The organism is Streptomyces sp. NPDC004284, assembly GCF_042874035.1.
Taxonomy (GTDB): Bacteria; Actinomycetota; Actinomycetes; order Streptomycetales; family Streptomycetaceae; genus Streptomyces.
Genome location: NZ_JBIAMJ010000004.1, coordinates 152,192 through 171,002, shown reverse-complemented (window position 1 = coordinate 171,002; position 18,811 = coordinate 152,192). Strand labels below are relative to the sequence as shown.

The 18,811-nt window shown below is 72.2% G+C and carries 18 protein-coding genes; 10 read left to right on the top strand and 8 right to left on the bottom strand.

Annotated features, from left to right (window positions below):
- The first annotated feature begins 75 nt into the window (after positions 1 to 75).
- The gene (locus ACFYUS_RS13125) at positions 76 to 1,500 is read left to right on the top strand and encodes a Gfo/Idh/MocA family protein (RefSeq protein WP_388849662.1); all 1,425 of its coding nucleotides are present in this window, start codon (positions 76 to 78) and stop codon (positions 1,498 to 1,500) included.
- A gap of 52 nt (positions 1,501 to 1,552) precedes the next feature.
- On the opposite strand, the gene ACFYUS_RS13120 is transcribed toward ACFYUS_RS13125, so the two are convergent.
- The 3 genes from ACFYUS_RS13120 to ACFYUS_RS13110 all read right to left on the bottom strand — a co-directional run bounded on the left by ACFYUS_RS13120 (position 1,553) and on the right by ACFYUS_RS13110 (position 4,939).
- On the bottom strand, positions 1,553 to 3,166 hold the full coding sequence (locus ACFYUS_RS13120) for a peptide-N4-asparagine amidase (RefSeq protein WP_388849659.1): 1,614 nt from the start codon (positions 3,164 to 3,166) through the stop codon (positions 1,553 to 1,555).
- 114 nt (positions 3,167 to 3,280) lie between these two features.
- Complete coding sequence (locus tag ACFYUS_RS13115; RefSeq protein ID WP_388849657.1) at positions 3,281 to 4,132, bottom strand: DUF429 domain-containing protein; 852 nt, start codon at positions 4,130 to 4,132, stop codon at positions 3,281 to 3,283.
- Between the two features lie 15 nt (positions 4,133 to 4,147).
- Positions 4,148 to 4,939 (bottom strand): metal-dependent hydrolase, encoded by a 792-nt coding sequence (locus ACFYUS_RS13110; RefSeq protein WP_388849654.1) that lies wholly within the window; start codon positions 4,937 to 4,939, stop codon positions 4,148 to 4,150.
- 132 nt (positions 4,940 to 5,071) lie between these two features.
- Here ACFYUS_RS13110 and ACFYUS_RS13105 point away from each other — a divergent pair, with 132 nt between their 5' ends.
- Positions 5,072 to 7,585 (top strand): DEAD/DEAH box helicase, encoded by a 2,514-nt coding sequence (locus ACFYUS_RS13105; RefSeq protein WP_388849651.1) that lies wholly within the window; start codon positions 5,072 to 5,074, stop codon positions 7,583 to 7,585.
- Positions 7,586 to 7,597: 12 nt separating this feature from the next.
- Complete coding sequence (locus tag ACFYUS_RS13100) at positions 7,598 to 8,461, top strand: acyl-CoA thioesterase (protein WP_388849648.1); 864 nt, start codon at positions 7,598 to 7,600, stop codon at positions 8,459 to 8,461.
- A gap of 12 nt (positions 8,462 to 8,473) precedes the next feature.
- Here ACFYUS_RS13100 and ACFYUS_RS13095 read toward each other — a convergent pair whose 3' ends face one another.
- Positions 8,474 to 9,544, bottom strand: coding sequence for an RNA ligase (ATP) (locus ACFYUS_RS13095; protein WP_388849645.1), 1,071 nt, complete (start codon positions 9,542 to 9,544; stop codon positions 8,474 to 8,476).
- A 149-nt stretch (positions 9,545 to 9,693) separates the two neighbouring features.
- Between ACFYUS_RS13095 and ACFYUS_RS13090 the strand changes: the two genes are divergently transcribed.
- Entirely contained in the window at positions 9,694 to 10,431 is a 738-nt protein-coding gene (locus ACFYUS_RS13090; RefSeq protein ID WP_388849641.1) for a hypothetical protein, read from the top strand.
- Here the strand turns inward: ACFYUS_RS13090 and ACFYUS_RS13085 are convergent.
- Positions 10,420 to 10,647 carry a DUF6011 domain-containing protein gene (locus ACFYUS_RS13085; RefSeq protein WP_388849638.1) on the bottom strand — a complete coding sequence of 76 codons (228 nt, stop codon included), beginning with the start codon at positions 10,645 to 10,647 and terminating at the stop codon, positions 10,420 to 10,422. The two genes, ACFYUS_RS13090 and ACFYUS_RS13085, sit on opposite strands and share 12 nt — an antisense overlap.
- Positions 10,648 to 10,683: 36 nt before the next feature.
- Between ACFYUS_RS13085 and ACFYUS_RS13080 the strand changes: the two genes are divergently transcribed.
- Entirely contained in the window at positions 10,684 to 11,166 is a 483-nt protein-coding gene (locus tag ACFYUS_RS13080; protein WP_388849635.1) for a glutathione peroxidase, read from the top strand.
- On the top strand, positions 11,159 to 11,926 hold the full coding sequence (locus ACFYUS_RS13075) for a putative protein N(5)-glutamine methyltransferase (RefSeq protein WP_388849632.1): 768 nt from the start codon (positions 11,159 to 11,161) through the stop codon (positions 11,924 to 11,926). Before ACFYUS_RS13080 ends, ACFYUS_RS13075 begins: the two co-directional genes overlap by 8 nt.
- 57 nt (positions 11,927 to 11,983) lie before the next feature.
- On the opposite strand, the gene ACFYUS_RS13070 is transcribed toward ACFYUS_RS13075, so the two are convergent.
- Positions 11,984 to 13,357, bottom strand: a complete 1,374-nt coding sequence (locus ACFYUS_RS13070; protein WP_388849629.1) for a cytochrome P450 — start codon at positions 13,355 to 13,357, stop codon at positions 11,984 to 11,986.
- A gap of 157 nt (positions 13,358 to 13,514) precedes the next feature.
- Between ACFYUS_RS13070 and ACFYUS_RS13065 the strand changes: the two genes are divergently transcribed.
- A complete protein-coding gene (locus tag ACFYUS_RS13065; protein WP_388849627.1) occupies positions 13,515 to 13,985 on the top strand; it encodes a VOC family protein in 471 nt (156 codons plus the stop codon).
- Positions 13,986 to 13,992: 7 nt separating this feature from the next.
- Here ACFYUS_RS13065 and ACFYUS_RS13060 read toward each other — a convergent pair whose 3' ends face one another.
- A complete protein-coding gene (locus tag ACFYUS_RS13060; protein ID WP_388849625.1) occupies positions 13,993 to 15,207 on the bottom strand; it encodes an acyl-CoA dehydrogenase family protein in 1,215 nt (404 codons plus the stop codon).
- A gap of 162 nt (positions 15,208 to 15,369) precedes the next feature.
- On the opposite strand from ACFYUS_RS13060, the gene ACFYUS_RS13055 reads away from it, so the two are divergent.
- Positions 15,370 to 16,017, top strand: coding sequence for a TetR family transcriptional regulator (locus ACFYUS_RS13055; RefSeq protein WP_388849623.1), 648 nt, complete (start codon positions 15,370 to 15,372; stop codon positions 16,015 to 16,017).
- 38 nt (positions 16,018 to 16,055) lie between these two features.
- Here ACFYUS_RS13055 and def read toward each other — a convergent pair whose 3' ends face one another.
- The gene (gene def, locus ACFYUS_RS13050) at positions 16,056 to 16,613 is read right to left on the bottom strand and encodes a peptide deformylase (protein ID WP_388849621.1); all 558 of its coding nucleotides are present in this window, start codon (positions 16,611 to 16,613) and stop codon (positions 16,056 to 16,058) included.
- A gap of 126 nt (positions 16,614 to 16,739) precedes the next feature.
- Between def and ACFYUS_RS13045 the strand changes: the two genes are divergently transcribed.
- On the top strand, positions 16,740 to 17,987 hold the full coding sequence (locus ACFYUS_RS13045) for a MurT ligase domain-containing protein (RefSeq protein WP_388849619.1): 1,248 nt from the start codon (positions 16,740 to 16,742) through the stop codon (positions 17,985 to 17,987).
- A gap of 19 nt (positions 17,988 to 18,006) precedes the next feature.
- A complete protein-coding gene (locus ACFYUS_RS13040; RefSeq protein WP_388849617.1) occupies positions 18,007 to 18,735 on the top strand; it encodes a type 1 glutamine amidotransferase in 729 nt (242 codons plus the stop codon).
- Positions 18,736 to 18,811: the final 76 nt, after the last annotated feature.

Genomic DNA, 18,811 nt, shown 5'->3' with positions numbered 1-18,811 from the left:
ATCATGGACGGTCGGTGCGGCTCCCCCCGAGCGGTGGACTTGTACAGTCCAACCACCCGTCAGCAGGGAGGTTCCATGGACGACCAGACACCGCGCCCCCCGAGCCGCCGCACGGTCCTCAGGACCACCGCGGGGGCGGCCGGGCTCGGTATCGCCGCCGCGGGCGGCGCGCAGACCGCCCGGGCCGCCACCGGATCCGCCCTCGCAGCCGTGCCGGAGACCACGCCGGGAGCCGCGGCCGTGCCGCAGCGCCGGGGCGCCACCATGGCAGGGGTCCCGTTCGAGGGCCGTTCCACCGTCCGGGTCGGCATCGTCGGGTACGGCAACCGCGGCGCGGGCATGATCGGCAACTTCCTCGCCCTCCCCTGGGTCCGGGTGGTCGCCGTCTGCGATCCGGTGCGCGAGAAGGCCGAGCGGGCCTCCGCGGCCGTCGTCGCCGCCGGGCAGCCGGCCCCCGCCCTGTACACCCACGGCGCGGACGACTACGAGAACCTCTGCACCCGCACCGACCTCGACTTCGTGTACGTGGCGACCCCCTGGGAAGCCCACTTCCCGATCGCCCGGGCGGCGATGCTGGGCGGCAAGCACGTCGGCGTGGAGTGTCCGGTCGCGATGGAGCTCACCGAGCTGTGGGAGCTCGTCGACCTGTCGGAGCAGACCCGCCGCCACTGCATGCAGCTGGAGAACTGCTGCTACGGGCGGAACGAGATGCGGGTCCTGCGGATGGCGCACGCCGGGAAGTTCGGGGAGCTGCTGCACGGGGCGGGGGCGTACAACCACGACCTGCGCGAACTGCTGTTCTCGCCGACGTACTACGAGGGGCCCTGGCGCCGGACGTGGCACACGAAGCTGCGCGGGGACCTCTACCCGAACCACGGCTTCGGTCCGGTCGCCACCTACATGGACGTCAACCGGGGCGACCGGGCGCTGAGCATCAGCAGCTTCGGCACTCCGGCCCTCGGGCTCGCCGAGTACCGCGCGGCGCACATGCCGGCCGGCGACCCGAGCTGGAAGGAGACGTACGTCGAGAGCGACCGGACGATCAGCATGGTCAAGACGGCCAGGGGCCGGCTGATCCGCCTGGAGCACGACGTCTCCACCCCGCATCCGTACAGCAGGATCAACAGCCTGGGCGGCACGCGGGGGGTCTTCGAGGACTACCCGGCCCGGATCTATCTGGAGCCGGACCACAAGGACGACGCGTGGGGCGACTTCGCCGCCTACGCGGCCGAGTTCGACCACTGGCTGTGGAAGGAGCACGCCAATCCGCCGGGCGGCCACGGCGGCATGGACTACATCATGGTCTACCGCCTGATGCAGTGCCTCCAGCTGGGCCTTCCGCCGGACTTCGACGTGTACGACGCCGCCACCTGGACGGCTCCGGTACCGCTGAGCCACGCCTCCATCAAGGCGAACGGGGCGCCGCAGGAGATCCCCGACTTCACGCGCGGCGCGTGGCAGAAGGCCCGCTCGGGCGTGGACTCGGCGAAGCCGGCCTGACGGAGCCGTGCCGCCCGGACCCTCGTCGCGAGGGGCCGGGCGGCCGTGCGTCTCAGCAGCGCCGCAGGTCCTCGGTGACCGTGCCCTGGACGCTCGTCAGGCTCCGGTCGTAGCAGCCGGCGGAGCCGTACAGCCGGTAGCGCTCGGTGCTGGTGCCGACCGCGTGCCGCTGGTCGCGCGGGACGCCGAGGGTGAAGGAGGCGTCGCCGGTGTACGTGTCGTCCAGGCGGGACCAGGACAGCCGTTTGCCGTTCCGGACGACGTCGACGGCGGCGCGGTCGCCGACGGTGAGGACGGTCCGCAGGCGGTTCGCGTCGTCGACGCCGATCTCGCCGTCCATGGTGTACGCGCGCCGGGTGCGGGTCGCGGTCCGGCCGACGGTCACGGTCTCGTCGTCGGTCCAGCGGGCGGTGAGCGCGTCCGGGTTCTCGTCGGCGCCCCAGCGGTGCGTGGAGCGGTGGTCGACGGTGCGGGTGACGGTCGTGTCGACCCGGCCGTGCGAGGTGTTCAGGTGCCCGGCGACGGTGAGCGTGTCACCGCCCGCGGTCTCCAGGACGTCGGGCGAACCGGCCGTGTACACGGCGGAGTTGCGCGGGGTGCCGAGCTCGTGCCGGTCCAGGGCGCCGGTGACGACCTCGCTTCCCTCGTCCTGCCAGAGGAGCACGTTGGTGGGGACGCTCCAGCCCGACTGCCCGGCGGGGACGCCGGCGACGGAGACCTCGACGCGGTGGGCCGCGCCGTCGTTGAACAGGGCCGCGAACGGCGTGAGGTCGTAGACGATCGGCTGCACGTCGAAGGCGCGCGGCGCGGGGGTCACGTACCAGAGGAAGGGGTTGGACCAGCCGCCGGTCCACACGTGCGGGAAGGGGGCGGCGATGCCCGCGACCTTGCCGTCGACGGAGATCCGCACCTCCCGGTAGGGCCCGTCGGAGGCCTTGCAGGAGTAGGGGGCGGCGTCGGGGACGGTGAGGTACCAGAACTCCTCGCAGCCGCCGCCGGATCCGGTGGCGTACACCTCGGCGAGGACGCGTTCGGTGTTGCGCGGGGTGGTGAGGGTGGCACCGGTGAGCGGGACGACCCGGTCGGGGGTGCCGGCGGCGGGCTTCACGCGGCCCTCGGCGGTGTGGAAGGTGAGGGTGACGCGGACGTCGATGACACCGGTGTACGTGTCGTTGACGACGTTGCCGATGAGCATCTCGACGGGCCCCGGGCGGCTGAGGGCGTCGCGGTAGCGGGTGACGTCCTTCTCGACGGACCAGCTGATGCCGTCGGGAGAGGGCTCGGGGGTGGAGGTGCGGAGGAGCTCGACGCCGCCGAGGGTGAGGTAGCCCAGACGGTCGTACTGACGGCCCTTGACCTGTCCGTCGAGGCGCAGGACGACCTTGTTCCAGCGCTTTCCGGTGCCGCACTCCTTCGGCGGGGCGTAACTCCCCCGGTACGGGGTGAAGTCGCGGAACCGGGCAGCGGCGAGGGTGACCTCGCAGCTGCGGGTCCCGGGGGTCTCGACGGGCGGGGCGGCGGTGACCGGGTCGTGCCAGTCGGTGGTGAACTCCGCGGGCGGCGTCGGGCCGGTCGGGCCGTCGGCGGCGGCCGGGTGCGCGGCGAACAGCGCTCCGGCGGCGAGCACCAGACCGCCGATCACGCTCGTGATCTTGAGTGATCTCATGGCCCGGAAGTGAAGCGCGGTCGCGCGGCGCGGTCCAGAGGACGATGAGCGGACATGGCGCGATCTGTTCCCCGATGGGGAAAAAGCGATGGCCCCGTCGGTCCGGCCCGACGGTCAGGGCCGGTCGGCGGGCGACGACGTGCCGCGGAGCTCGGCCAGGGCCGCGCCGCGGCGGGGCAGGTGCATCCACCCCTCGACGGCGGCCGCGGCCCGCTCCTCGTCGGTCTCCGGAGGATGCGTGAACCCCAGCGCCGCGGCCCGCGCCACGACGGCGGACACCAAGGCGTCGAGGTCGTGGTCGCTGCGCAGGCAGCGCTCGCGGACGGGTGCGGGCAGGTCGAGGCCGAGGCCTTCTTCGAGGGCCGGGACGATCACGGCCCGCGCGGGCCCGCCCTTCTTCCCCTTGTACGTCCCGGCCTGCGCGAGCCCCCACTGGAGCAGCGCGTAGGCGGGGTAGACCTCCAGGACCGGGCCGGAGCCGTCCCGGGGCAGGGCCGGGCCCCCGTCCGCGAGCCGCTCCATGAGGTCGGCGGCCCGCAACGCCACGGCGCCCAGCTTGTCCGTCGACACCGACAGGGGCCGCTGTCCGCGCGCCCCGGTGCGCTTCCAGGCCACGTCGTCGGTGAGGCGATGGGTGAACCGGCTCCCCACGCCGGGCCGGCCGTCCTCGGACATCGGGTAGCGGGCCCTGACGGGCAGCGCGGCCCCCGCCCGGTGCGCGCCGAGCAGGGCCGCGAAGGCGATGGGCCAGCCCAGCGGCGCGTCGAGTCCGGTCCTGTCGGCGGAGCGCATCGCGGCGAGCAGGTCCTCGTCGTCCCTCGCGGGAAGGAGCTCGACGCGGGGTGCGTCGGCCCAGGTCACGCGGCACGCGCCGGTCGTGTTCGTGTAGCCGGCGAGATCGATTCCCACCGTGACCATGACACCGCCGACGGCGGTCGTCGCCCCGTCCCTCACCGTCTCCGCCATCCGAGGACGCCGGGCTCAGAAGACGCCGAGCGCCGAGGCTCCCCCTATGCCGCCCAGGACCATGAAGGCGGGCATCAGGACCTTGAGCTCGACCCAGCTGCCGGCGCGGAAGCGCATGCCCTTGGGCGGGCCGAGCGGGTACCAGCGCTTGCGGCCGACGGGGATGGGCCACAGGACCGGGCAGCCGGAGACGGTCAGGGCGTCGCCGATGTCGTGCACGAGGGCGCCGAGGACGATGGGCAGGCCCAGCCACAGGTACTCCTGGCCGGGGCCGGTGAAGAACCAGTCCGAGCCGTTGCCGGGCTGGTCGAGGACGCCCGCGAGGATCCAGGCGCCGGCGGCGCCGAGCAGCCAGACGAGGACGTCGCTGGACATCCGGGCGGCCCGCCACAGCAGGCCTTCCACGGCGAGGACCAGGTGCACGAAGAGGATCGCGAGGACGGCCCAGCGGCCGCCGGTGACCGCCGCGACGGAGGCCCCGGCGCCGATCAGGACCGCCCAGAGCCAGGTGTGGGTGAGGGTCCGGTGCCCGCCGGACCTGCGGGGGTCGGAGGAGGAGCGGGTCGCCTTGTAGACGGCGTACGACAGCTTGTCGACGATCTCGCAGAGGCCCCGGGAGACCGGCCCGAAGGCGCGGGAGATCGTCGCCGACTTGTGGTCGAGGTCGGGCGCGAGGGCGGCGCCCGCGCAGACGAGCGCGCCGACGACGAGAACCGGCCAGGGCATCGGGTGGTCGAAGGCCGCCGCGGCCGCTCCGACCCCGAGCCAGGCCGCCGCTCCGGACAGCGAATGCGCCGGTCCCATCATGGTCAGCCCGCCCCGTTTCTCCCCTGCCGGCGCTCAGTTGACGACCGGTCGACGGACGAGCCTACCGTCCGTGATCAAGCCTGATGACGGCCGGTTCCCTCATCCGAGCGGAATGCGGGCAAGATGGGGGGCGTGACCCTTATCGATCAGCTGCCGCCGACCGCCGACCCCGACGCCCTCTTCGAGGCCTTCTCCTCCTGGGCCGAGGACCGGGGCATCACGCTCTACCCGGCCCAGGAAGAGGCGCTGATCGAGGTCGTCTCCGGGGCCAACGTGATCTTGTCCACGCCCACCGGATCGGGAAAGTCGCTGGTCGCGGCGGGTGCGCACTTCACGGCGCTCGCCAATGACCAGGTGACCTTCTACACCGCGCCGATCAAGGCTCTGGTGTCGGAGAAGTTCTTCGACCTGTGCAAGCTCTTCGGCACCGAGAACGTCGGCATGCTGACCGGCGACGCCTCCGTGAACGCGGACGCCCCGGTGATCTGCTGCACGGCGGAGGTGCTCGCCTCGATCGCGCTGCGGGACGGCAAGTACGCCGACATCGGCCAGGTCGTCATGGACGAGTTCCACTTCTACGCCGAGCAGGACCGCGGCTGGGCCTGGCAGATCCCGCTCCTGGAACTCCCCCAGGCCCAGTTCGTCCTGATGTCGGCGACGCTCGGCGACGTGTCGATGTTCGAGAAGGACCTGACCCGGCGGACCGGGCGGCCGACCTCGGTGGTCCGCTCGGCGACCCGGCCGGTGCCCCTGTCGTACGAGTACCGGCTGACCCCGATCACGGACACCCTGACGGAGCTCCTGGAGACCAAGCAGGCGCCCGTCTACATCGTGCACTTCACGCAGGCGCAGGCCGTCGAGCGCGCGCAGTCGCTGATGAGCATCAACATGTGCACGCGCGAGGAGAAGGACCAGATCGCCGAGCTCATCGGCAACTTCCGCTTCACCACCAAGTTCGGCCAGAACCTCTCGCGGTACGTCCGCCACGGCATCGGCGTGCACCACGCGGGCATGCTGCCGAAGTACCGGCGGCTCGTGGAGAAGCTCGCGCAGGCGGGTCTGCTGAAGGTGATCTGCGGGACGGACACCCTCGGCGTCGGCGTGAACGTGCCGATCCGCACGGTGCTCTTCACGGCCCTCACCAAGTACGACGGCAACCGGGTGCGGACCCTGCGCGCCCGTGAGTTCCACCAGATCGCGGGCCGGGCCGGCCGGGCCGGCTTCGACACGGCCGGTTTCGTGGTCGCGCAGGCCCCCGAGCACGTCATCGAGAACGAGAAGGCGCTCGCGAAGGCCGGCGACGACCCGAAGAAGCGCCGCAAGGTGGTCCGCAAGAAGGCCCCCGAGGGCTTCGTCGCCTGGAGCGACTCGACCTTCGAGAAGCTGATCGAGGCCGAGCCGGAGCCGCTGACCTCCCGCTTCAAGGTCACCAACATCATGCTGCTCTCGGTGATCGCCCGCCCGGGCAACGCCTTCGAGGCGATGCGCAAGCTCCTGGAGGACAACCACGAGCCGCGCAAGGCGCAGCTGCGGCACATCCGCCGGGCCATCGCGATCTACCGCTCGCTGCTCGACGGCGGTGTGGTGGAGCAGCTGGACGAGCCGGACGCCGAGGGCCGCACGATCCGGCTGACGGTCGACCTCCAGCAGGACTTCGCGCTCAACCAGCCGCTGTCGACGTTCGCGCTCGCCGCCTTCGACCTGCTGGACCCGGAGTCCCCCTCGTACGCGCTCGACATGGTCTCGGTCGTCGAGTCGACGCTCGACGACCCGCGCCAGATCCTCGCCGCCATGCAGAACAAGGCGCGCGGGGAGGCCGTCGGGCAGATGAAGGCGGACGGCGTCGAGTACGAGGAGCGGATGGAGCGGCTCCAGGACATCTCGTACCCGAAGCCGCTGGAGGAGCTGCTCTGGCACGCGTACAACGTCTACCGGAAGTCGCACCCGTGGGTCGGCGACCACCCGGTGTCGCCGAAGTCGGTCATCCGTGACATGTACGAACGGGCGCTGACCTTCACGGAGTTCACCTCCTGGTACGAGCTGGCGCGCACCGAGGGCATCGTCCTGCGGTACCTGGCGAGCGCGTACAAGGCGCTCGACCACACCATCCCGGACGATCTGAAGACCGAGGACCTGGAGGACCTGATCGCCTGGCTGGGCGAGATGGTGCGCCAGGTGGACTCCTCGCTGCTCGACGAATGGGAGCAGCTGGCCAACCCGGAGGTCCAGACGGCCGAGGAGGCCCAGGAGAAGGCCGACCAGGTCAAGCCGGTCACGGCGAACGCCCGCGCCTTCCGGGTCCTGGTGCGCAACGCCATGTTCCGCCGGGTCGAGCTGGCCGCCCTCGACAACGTCGACGCGCTCGGCGAGCTGGACGCCGAGGCCGGCTGGGACGCGGACGCGTGGGGCGAGGCGATGGACGCGTACTGGGACGAGTACGACGACCTCGGTACGGGTCCGGACGCGCGCGGCCCGAAGCTGCTCGCGATCGAGGAGGACGCGGCGCACGGCCTGTGGCGCGTCCGGCAGACCTTCGCCGACCCGAACGGCGACCATGACTGGGGCATCAGCGCGGAGGTGGATCTCGCGGCCTCCGACGAGGAGGGCCGGGCGGTGGTCCGCGTGACGTCCGTCGGACAGCTGTAGGAGGAGAACCGGATGACGAACCCCGCCGAGAGGCTCGTGGATCTGCTCGACCTGGAGCGGATCGAGGTGAACATCTTCCGCGGGCGCAGCCCGCAGGAGTCGCTGCAACGGGTCTTCGGCGGGCAGGTCGCCGGCCAGGCCCTGGTGGCGGCCGGCCGCACCACGGAGGGCGACCGGCCGGTCCACTCGCTGCACGCCTACTTCCTGCGGCCGGGCCGTCCCGGGGTGCCGATCGTGTACCAGGTGGAGCGGGTCCGCGACGGCCGCTCGTTCACGACCCGACGCGTCACGGCGATCCAGGAGGGGCGGACGATCTTCAACCTCACCGCCTCCTTCCACAAGCCGGAGGAGGGCGCCTTCGAGCACCAGCTGCCGCCGAGGCATCTCACCGACCCGGAGACCCTGCCGAACCTGGCGGACGAGATCCGCGAACACCTCGGCACGCTGCCGGAGGCGCTGGAGAGAATGGCTCGTCGGCAACCCTTCGACATCCGCTATGTGGACCGGCTGCGCTGGACGGCGGAGGAGGTCAAGGGCGCGGACCCGCACTCCGCGGTGTGGATGCGGGCGGTGGGCCCCCTGGGCGACGACCCGCTCGTCCACACCTGCGCCCTGACGTACGCCTCGGACATGACGCTCCTGGACGCGGTGAGGATCCCCGTCGAACCCCTCTGGGGGCCGCGGGGCTTCGACATGGCCTCCCTGGACCACGCGATGTGGTTCCACCGGCCGTTCCGGGCGGACGAGTGGTTCCTCTACGACCAGGAGTCCCCCATCGCGACGGGCGGCCGGGGCCTCGCCCGCGGCCGCATCTACGACCGCGAGGGCCGGCTGCTGGTGTCGGTGGTCCAGGAGGGCCTGTTCCGGAAGCTCTGACCCCGGCTCAGGTCACTCGAACTCGGTGCCGCCCTTGCGGGTCAGGTAGGCCGGGCTGACCGCCTTGGCGATGGCCCGGCCGCCGGTGACCGGGCTGTACCGCTCGGTCGCGGGCCGGATGACGACGCCCTCCCGCAGGTGCGTCTCCCGGCCGGAGACGGTCTCCCGGCCGCTCGCGTGGGCGAGGACGGTGTCGAGGTCGTACGGGCCGGAGTACAGCCGCGGTACGAGGGGGACCTCGCCGCTCTCCAGGACCGCTTCCGGGTCGAGCCACCGCACCTGTCCGTCGATCTCGGCGGACACGTCGAAGAGCGCGTAGCCGACGGTCTCGGAGCGGGCGTCGGCGCCGTAGGCGAGGTCCTGCACCCCGGAGCCGTACACCTCGCCGAAGAGCCCGACCCTCCGCGCCCCGAGGCGTTTCGCGAGCCGCTCGGCGACGGCGGCGAGACCGTGGCCGTGGACGGCGCGCCAGTACAGGTTGCGCGGGTCCTCCTGGAGGGCGAGCCCCTTGGCCCCGAAGCCCTTGGAGGAGACCTGTACGCGGCCGTCCTCGGCGTGGAAGGTCAGCAGGCAGGCGGTGCCGTGCAGCTTCTCCGTCAGGACGACGGGCTCGCCGGCCTCGAACAGGTCCGGATAGCGCTTGAGGTTCTCGATGTCGACCCACGGCAGCAGGTCGGGAGCCGCCTCCACGTCCCCGTTCATCGTCGGCGGTATCGGCGGGACCCACTTGGTGATCCCGAGCACCTCCGCGAAGTCGGTCCCCTCGGCCGCGGCCGTCACGAGGTCGGCGTCCGCGAGCGCACGGGGCCGGCACACGATCCCCTGCGACAGCTCCCCGCGCAGCCGCACCGCCTTCACCCGGTCCGCGTTCCCTCCGGCGAGCCGCCCGGTCAGCCCCAGCTCGTCGACGAGCGCGAGGGGCAGCACGGCCTGCTCGGGGATGTAGACGGCGACATCGCCCGTCGTATAGGCCCCCTTGGCCACGACGGCCCGGTAGAGCCCGACCTGGGCGAGCTCCAGGGCGTCGGCGTTCGGATGCGGGTGGACGGTCAGGACTTCGGCGGTGACGCGCAGGGTCGACATGGTTCAGGACTCCGGTCGCTCGGGTTTCGATCTCATCGCGGCCCACCCTCGCGGGCCGGGAAACCGCTGGCCCACCGTTTTTGACGGCTGGTAACGTCCCTCTCTTCGCCCGGCGCGCCGCGCCGGCGGAGTCCCGTCAGGACCACGCCGTGACCTCTCCCGCCCTTGCCTCCGCCCTGCGCCGCGTCGACGCCGTCTTCGGCGGGAAGACCGCGCCCGCCGGGGGCTGCACCTACTGCTACGGCGCCGAGGAACTGGCGTTGCTCGCCGTACCCGGGGCACCACTGGGCGACGATCTGGTGCGGCGGTTCTTCCACGAGGTGCCCGACCACTTCGACGGCCATCCGGCCGTGGTCCGGCGGTTGCTGCCGGAGTTCTTCGCCTTCCTGGCGGCCGGCCGGTTCTCCGGCCTGGGGTACGGCCCGACCGGTCTCGGCCGGGTGAGGTGGCAGGAGTGGCCGGCCGAGCAGGCTGACGCGATCGCGAACTTCCTCGACGTGTGGTGGCGGGAGACGCTCGCCGATCCGGCGCCCGTGTACGGGGTGGGGGCGGTGTGGGACCTGTGCGTGGAGATCCACCAGTCGCTCGCCCCCGTGCACGACGTCTGGGCCGCCGCTCCCCGGGGCGGCACGGAGGACCGGCACCTCGGCGACTGGGTGGCGGACAGGATCGACGACCTGCTCCAGGACGACACCTGCGTCATGCCCTGGTACGTGGACCTGGACGGCGTGCTCCTGCCCGAACTCCAGACCTGGCTCGTCGAGCACGCCGTGCCCCGGCTCGCCGGGCACCCCGATCCGCTGCTCGCCCGGAAGGTCGCGCTGCTGGCGCTCGGGGAGGAGGGGCGCTGGGTGGCCCACTCCGAGCTGATCGCCTCAGCCGGCTGACGGGTCCATCCCCGGCAGCGTGTCCTGCTCCACCTCGTGGCGGCGGGTGCGGATGTCCGGGGCCGGCGGGTGCAGCTTGGCGTCGCAGGTGGGGCCCAGGCCCGTGCGGCGGGAGTCCGCGCCGGTGAGGGGGCGGCCGCAGAGCCGGCAGTACACCCGGCGCGGTCCCTTCTCCGGCGTGGAATCGATCGCGATTGCCAGTGGTTCGTCTCCCATGCTGAGATCAAACCCTATTCCGACGAGGAGCAGTCCATGAGCCTGTACGACATCCCCCTGAAGACGCTGGCCGGCGAGCCGGTCTCCCTTGCCGACTACCGCGACCAGGCGGTGCTGGTCGTGAACGTCGCCTCCAAGTGCGGGCTCACCCCGCAGTACGCCGGTCTGGAGCGGCTGCAGAAGGAGTACGGGGAGCGCGGCTTCACCGTGCTCGGGGTGCCCTGCAACCAGTTCGCCGGGCAGGAGCCGGGCAGCGCCGAGGAGATCGCGACCTTCTGTTCGGCGACGTACGGGGTGTCGTTCCCGCTCCTGGAGAAGACGGACGTGAACGGGGACGGACGCCACCCGCTCTACTCGGAGCTGGTGAAGGTCGCCGATGCCGAGGGCGAGGCCGGTGACGTGCAGTGGAACTTCGAGAAGTTCCTGATCGGCCGTGACGGGGCGGTCACCCGCTTCCGTCCGCGCGTCGAGCCCGAGGCCCCCGAGGTCGTCTCCGCGATCGAGGCCCAGCTTGTCTGACCTGGGGGTCGTCGAGCGGCTGCGGGCCGCCGGGTGCGTCTTCGCCGAGGAGGAGGCGGAGATGCTCCTCGCGACCGCCACCGGGCCCGCCGAGCTCGACCTGATGGTCCAGCGGCGGGCCTCCGGCCTGCCGCTGGAGCACGTCGTGGGCTGGGCCGGGTTCGCCGGGCTGCGGATCGAGGTGGACGGCGGGGTCTTCGTGCCCCGGCGGCGTACGGAGTTCCTCGTCGGGCAGGCGGTGGAGCTGGCCCGGCCCGGCGCCGTCTGCGTCGACCTGTGCTGCGGCTCCGGCGCGGCGGGCGCGGTGCTGCTCGACCGGGTCGAGGGCGTGGAGGTGCACGCCTCGGACATCGAGCCGGCGGCGGTGCGCTGCGCCCGGCGGAACGTCGAGCCGCGCGGCGGCCGGGTGTACGAGGGAGATCTCTTCGCCCCGCTGCCGGAGGGACTGCGGGGCCGCGTCGAGGTGCTGGTCGCGAACGTGCCGTACGTGCCGACCGAGGAGATCGGGCTGCTGCCGCCCGAGGCCCGTGACCACGAGCCGCACGTCACGCTCGACGGCGGGACGGACGGGCTCGACGTGATGCGGCGGGTCGCCGCCGAGGCTCCGGAGTGGCTGGCGCCGGGCGGGCACCTGCTGGTGGAGACGAGCGAGCGGCAGGCGGAGACGGCGCTCGCGGTGATGGCCGCGGCCGGTCTGGCGCCTCGGGTCGTCACCTCCGAGGAGTGGTGGGCGACGGTCGTCGTCGCGAGCAGGCCGTAGGGGGAGCGTCGGGAGCGGCCCCGCGCCGGGCCGCTCCCGCTTCCGCTTCCGGAGCGGCTACGCCGTCCTCGGCACGAGGCGGCAGCGTGCCGGGCCCTCCTGCGTGAGGGTGATCGCGGAGCCGACCGGCACCTCGGTGTCGACGACCTCCAGGCCGTACTTCTGGAGGATCATCGCCAGGGCGATCACCGACTCCAGCATCGAGAAGTGCTGCCCGATGCAGGCGCGCGGGCCGCCGCCGAAGGGGTACCAGGCGTACCGGGGGCGGGCCGCCTCCGCCTCGGGCGTGAAGCGGTCCGGGTCGAAGCGCTCCGGGTCCTCCCAGTAGGCGGGGTGCCGGTGGGTGACCCAGGAGGCGACGATGACGTCCGCGCCCGCCGGGATGGTGACGCCGTCGATCACGGTCTCCGCGACGGCGCGGCGGCCGGTGGCCGGGGCGGCGGGGAAGAGACGCATGGTCTCCTTGAGGACGCGGGTGATGTAGGGCAGCGCGTCGAGGTCGGCGGCGCCGGGGGTACGGCCGCCGAGGACCCGGTCGACCTCCTCGTGGGTCCGCTTCAGCACCTCCGGGTGCTTGGCAAGCAGGTGGAGGGCGAAGCCGAGGGACGTGGCGGTGGTCTCGTGCCCGGCGAGCAGGAAGACGAGGACCTGCTCGCGCAGCTCTGTGGCGTCGAAGCTGCCGTCCTCGGCGCTCTCGGCCTCGACGAGCAGGGTGAGGAGGTCGTCGCCCTCGCCGGAGGCCCGGCCGGAGTCGCGCCGCTCGGCGATGATCCGGTCGCAGACCTCGTAGAGCGCCTGGTGGACGGCGGCGGCCTTGCGGTTGCCGGGGGTGGGCCAGTCACGCGGGAACTTCACCGGGGAGTAGCCGCGGCGGAGCACGTACGCGCCGAGTTCGGGGAAGCAGCGCTCGACGATCTCGACGGCCGCGTCCACGTCGGTGCCGAAGAGGATGCGGGCGACCGCGCGCAGGGCGAGGCGGGTCATCTCGTGGAGGACGTCGACGGTCTCGGCGCCGCCGTCCTGCCATTCGCCGATGAGGGTGGTGACCTCGGCGGCGACGGCCCCCGCGTAGCCGTCGACGCGGCGCTTGGTGAAGAGGGGCTGGACGAGCCGGCGCTGGCGGAGGTAGTCCTCGTCCTGGCTGGTCAGCAGGCCGTTGCCGAAGGACTCGCGGATCTCCTGGTAGAAGGCGTTGTCCTTGCGGAAGTTGGCGGATTCCCCGGCGAGGACCTGCTGGGCTCCCTCGGCGGAGAAGACGCCGTAGAAGGTGGCACGGATCCCGGGCGGGCCGGCGGTCAGCTTCACGACGTCCCCGTGCTCGCGCTGGGCACGCAGGAAGGTGCCCAGCGAGTCCTTCTTGAGGTCGAGCATGGACCCGAGGAGCGGATTCCCCGCGAGCTGTGGTGCTTCGGTACCTGTGGTGGTGGCCATGATCGGTTCCCCCTTGATCGTCACTGGCCCGGTGATTGTCCCTCAGGAAGTAACGCACAGGCAGCCGGGGCCGAACAGCCTGTCGGATCCGGCCTTTTGGCGTGAAACGCTTGACGCTCCGGGCCCGTTGTCAGTGGCGTCTGCGAGGCTCGCCCCCATGGACGAGCGACCCGAACTGACGCTGCAACTGACCATCGACTGCGCCGACCCCCAGCGCCTGGTGCCCTTCTGGATGGACGCCCTGCGGTACGTCCCCGATCCGCCGCCCGCCGGCCATGCCACCTGGCGGGCGTACTGGGAGGCCATCGGCGTGCCGGAGGACGAGCTGGGCGAGGACGCCGGGGAGCTCCCGGAGTCCATCGTCGACCCGAAGGGGGTGGGCCCCCGGGTCTGGTTCCAGCACGTCCCGGACCCCAAGACCGTCAAGAACCGCGTCCACCTCGACCTCAAGGTCGGCGGCGGCCGCGAGGTCCCGCTCGCCGTCCGGCGCGAGCGCGTGGACGGCGAGGTGGCCCGGCTGACGGCGCTCGGCGCGACCGTGCTGTACACGATGGACGAGCCGAACGGCATGGACTACTACGCGGTGGTCCTCCAGGACCCGGAGGGCAACGAGTTCTGCCTGGTCTGAGCCGTGGCTACTTCGCGAGCGCGCGGCTGATCACCATGCGCTGGATCTCGCTGGTGCCCTCGAAGATCGTGTAGATGGCGGCGTCGCGGTGCATGCGCTCCACCGGGTACTCGCGGGTGTAGCCGTTGCCGCCGAGGATCTGGATGGCCTGGGCGGTGACCTTCTTGGCGACCTCGCTCGCGTACAGCTTGGACATGGAGCCCTCGGCGGAGGTGAAGGGCTTGCCGGCGGTGGCCATCCAGGAGGCGCGCCAGACGAGGAGGCGGGCGGCGTCGATCTGGGTGGCCATGTCGGCGAGCTGGAAGGCGACGCCCTGGTTCTCGATGATCGGGCGGCCGAACTGGACGCGGGTCTTCGCGTAGTCGAGGGCGACCTCGTACGCGGCGCGGGCGGTGCCGACGGCCATGGCGCCGACGGCCGGGCGGGAGGCCTCGAAGGTGGCCATGGCGGCGTTCTTCACGCGCTCGCCGCCCGCCTTGGCCTTCTCCCGGGCGCGGGCGAGCCGCTCGTCCAGCTTGTCCTTGCCGCCGAGGAGGCAGTGGCCGGGGACGCGGACGTCCTCCAGGACGACCTCGGCGGTGTGGGAGGCGCGGATGCCGTGCTTCTGGAACTTCTGCCCCTGGGAGAGGCCGGGGGTGTTCGGCGGCACGATGAAGGAGGCGTGGCCCTTGGAGCCGAGCTCGGCGTCGACGACGGCGACGACGACGTGGACGTTGGCGATGCCTCCGTTGGTCGCCCAGGTCTTGGTGCCGTTGAGGACCCACTCGTCCTTGGCCTCGTCGTACACGGCGCGGGTGCGCATGGAGGCGACGTCCGAGCCGGCGTCGGGCTCGGAGGAGCAGAAGGCGGCGACCTTGACGTCGTTCGCGTCGCCGTACATCTGCGGGACCCAGGTGCCGATCTGCTCCTCGGTGCCGTTGGCGAGGACGCCGACGGCGGCGAGGCCGGTGCCGACGATGGAGAGGGCGATGCCGGCGTCGCCCCAGAAGAGCTCCTCCATCGCCATCGGGATGCCGAGGCCGGTCGGGTCGAAGAACTGCTGGGCGTAGAAGTCGAGGGAGTAGATGCCGAGCTTGGCCGCTTCCTGGATGATCGGCCAGGGGGTCTCCTCACGCTCGTCCCACTCGGCGGCCGCGGGGCGCATCACATCGGCGGCGAAGCCGTGGAGCCAGTCGCGGACCTGCTTCTGGTCCTCGTTGAGTTCGAGCGTGAACTCGCCCATGTTCCCTCCCAGCATGACGTTACTTGCGGTAACAGCAGTCTGTTACCGGTGGGTAGAGGCTGTCAACCTGCAAGGGAGCCCTTCGGCCCGACCGGCGCCGGATCCCGGCCGGGTGTTACGTTGCGACAGCCTCACGAATCGCACGGGCGGGGAGACACGCACATGGACATCGCACACCGGGCCACCGACCAGCAGACGTCCGCCGAGCAGCGGCGCCGCGAGCTGTTGGAGGCGGCGGACCGGGTGGTGCTCCGGGACGGCCCCAAGGCCTCCATGAACGCGATCGCGGCCGAGGCGGGCATCACCAAGCCGATCCTCTACCGCCACTTCGGCGACAAGGGCGGCCTCTACCGCGCCCTCGCCACCCGGCACACGGACGCGCTCCTCGCCTCGCTCCGGGCCTCGCTCGACGCGCCCGCCGACCGGCGCCGCCGCGTCGAGGCCACCCTCGACACCTACCTGGCGTCGATCGAGGCGATGCCCCAGGTCTACCGCTTCCTCATGCACCCGGCGGAGGAGCCGCACCAGACCGAGCAGGGCTTCGACGTCGGCCGCCACTCGGCCCCGCTGCTCCGGCGCATGGGCGAGGAGCTCGGCCAGGTCATCGCCGAGCGCGTCGACCTGGGACCGGCCGCCGAGGCCCGCGCCCGGATCTGGGGGCACGGCATCGTCGGCATGATGCACGCGGCCGGCGACTGGTGGCTCGGCGAACGCCCCTGCTCCCGCGCGGACCTCGTCAAGGCCCTGGCCGACCTCCTGTGGGGCCGCCTCGCGGAGGCCGACGACCTCCCGGGCGGGCCCGGCTTCTAGAACGATCACCGGGGCGGCCCGGCTTCCGGGAGATCGGGCTAGGCGATCCGGTCCGCCCCGCTCCCCCACGGCTGCTTGCGGATCGTGCGCAGGAGACGTGACTTGCGCCACCCCGTGACGTGGTCCGCGTAGACCCCGCCCTCCAGGTGGTCCGTCTCGTGCTGGAGGCAGCGGGCGAAGAATCCCGTGCCCTCGATCCGTATCGGAGTGCCGTCCAGACGGACCCCCTCCACCACCGCGCGGTCGAAGCGGGGCGTCGGCGCCTCCAGGCCCGGCAGGGAGAGACAGCCCTCGGGGCCCCGGATCTCGTCGCCGTCCGCCTCCACCAGGCGCGGGTTCACCACATGGCCCAGGTGGCGGTTCTCCTCGTCGTCGGGGCAGTCGTACACGAAGACCCGCAGGCCCACGCCGACCTGGTTCGCCGCCAGGCCCACGCCGTGCGCCGCGTACATCGTGGCGAACATGTCCTCGACGAGCCGGGCCAGTTCGGGCCCGAAGTCGGTGACGGACTCACAGGGCGTGTGCAGTACGGGGTCGCCGAGGAGCGTCATGGCTCGGACGAGGCCGGAACTGCCGGGGATGGGGCGGTTTCGCATGGCCGTAAGGGTACGGTCCGCCGTGACCTCCCTGTTTCGTGCGGCCGCTCGACGGTGCCGCTGTTCGGGCTGCTGGCCGGATCTCGATAGGCTGAGCCCCGACCGACGCAAGGAGGATCAAGAACGATGTCTGGACACCCCGGTAATCCAGAGCCGCTGACGCCGCGTGCCAAGCTGGCCGTGACGGCGGGCAAGGCCGCGGCCGCGGTGTCGCGTGCGGCGGGACGCGGCAGCGGATCGGTGATCGGCGGCCGGGTGGCGCTGAAGCTCGACCCCGACCTGCTCGGACGGCTCGCGCAGCATCTGGACGTCGTCCTGGTGTCGGCGACCAACGGCAAGACGACGACGACCCGGCTCATCGCGGAGGCCCTGCGCGCCGCCGGGCCCGTGGTCTCCAACGCCCTGGGCGCCAACATGCCCGCCGGCATCACCTCGGCGCTGGCCGGCGGCACGGACTCCAAGTTCGGCGTGATCGAGGTCGACGAGAAGTACCTCGCCGGCGTCGCCCGTGACACCACGCCCAAGGTGATCGCGCTGCTGAACCTCTCGCGCGACCAGCTGGACCGCGCGGCCGAGACCCGGATGCTCGCCGAGAAGTGGCGCGAGGGCCTCAACGGCACGAAGGCCGTCGTCGTCGCCAACGCCGACGACCCGCTGATCGTGTGGGCCGCCTCCTCCTCGCCGAACGTGGTGTGGGTCGCGGCCGGCCAGGAGTGGAAGGACGACGCCTGGTCGTGCCCCGCCTGCGGCGGTGTGATGCAGCGTCCGGGCGACGACTGGTTCTGCGGCGAGTGCGGCTTCCGCCGTCCCGCGCCGAGCTGGGCGCTCAGCGGCGACCACGTGCTCGACCCGCACGGTTCGGCCTGGCCCATCCGGCTCCAGCTGCCCGGCCGCGCCAACAAGGCGAACGCCGCCACCTCGGCCGCCGTCGCCGCCGTCTTCGGGGTGCCGCCGCAGGTGGCCCTGGAGCGCATGTACCAGGTGCAGGCCGTCGCCGGCCGCTACGACGTGGTCTCCTTCCAGAACCGCGACCTGCGTCTGCTCCTCGCGAAGAACCCGGCCGGCTGGCTCGAAACGTTTTCCCTCATCGACGGCCCGCCCGCCCCGGTGATCCTCTCGGTCAACGCGCGCGGCGCCGACGGCACCGACACCTCCTGGCTGTGGGACGTGGACTACGGCCGGCTCGCCGGCCACCCGATCATGGTGATCGGCGACCGGAAGCTGGACCTCGCGGTCCGCCTGGAGGTCGCGGGCGTGGACTTCCGCGTCTGCGAGACCCTCGACGAGGCCGTCGCGATGGCCCCGCCCGGGCAGATCGAGCTGATCGCCAACTACACCGCCTTCCAGGACGTCCGCCGCCGCGTCGGCAACTGACCCGTAGAGGACTTGCAGCATGAGTGACAGCAGCCTGCGCCTGGTCTGGGTCTACCCGGACCTGCTCAGCACCTACGGCGACCAGGGCAACGCCCTCGTCGTCCAGCGCCGCGCCGAACAGCGCGGCCTCAGCGTCGAGCGCGTCGACGTCCGCAGCGACCAGCCCGTCCCCACCTCGGGCGACATCTACCTGATCGGCGGCGGCGAGGACCGTCCGCAGCGGCTCGCGGCCGAGCGGCTGCGGCGGGACGGCGGCCTGAGCCGGGCCGCCTCCAACGGCGCGATCATCTTCTCGGTCTGCGCCGGGTACCAGATCCTGGGCCACGAGTTCATCAACGACCTCGGCGAGCGCGAGCCCGGCCTCGGACTCATCGACGTGATCTCGACCCGCGGCGAGGGCGCCCGCTGCGTCGGCGACGTCCTCGCGGACATCGACCCGCGCCTGGGCCTCCCCCAGCTGACCGGTTTCGAGAACCACCAGGGCATCACCCACCTCGGCCCGACGGCCCGGCCGTTCGCCCGCACCGTCTACGGCAACGGCAACGGGACCGGCGACGGCACCGAGGGCGCGTACAACGACACCGTCTTCGGCACGTACATGCACGGCCCCGTCATGGCGCGGAACCCGCAGATCGCGGACCTGCTCCTGAAGCTGGCCCTCGACGTGAACGCGCTGCCGCCGACCGACGACCGCTGGTACGAGGCGCTGCGCGCCGAGCGCATCGCGGCGGCGAGCCAGCCCGCCTGAGTCAGCCCGGGCACCGCCGTTGGTCCCTCGTACGAACGTACGTTGTCCACTGTGCGGACATCCGGTTCGGCCCCGC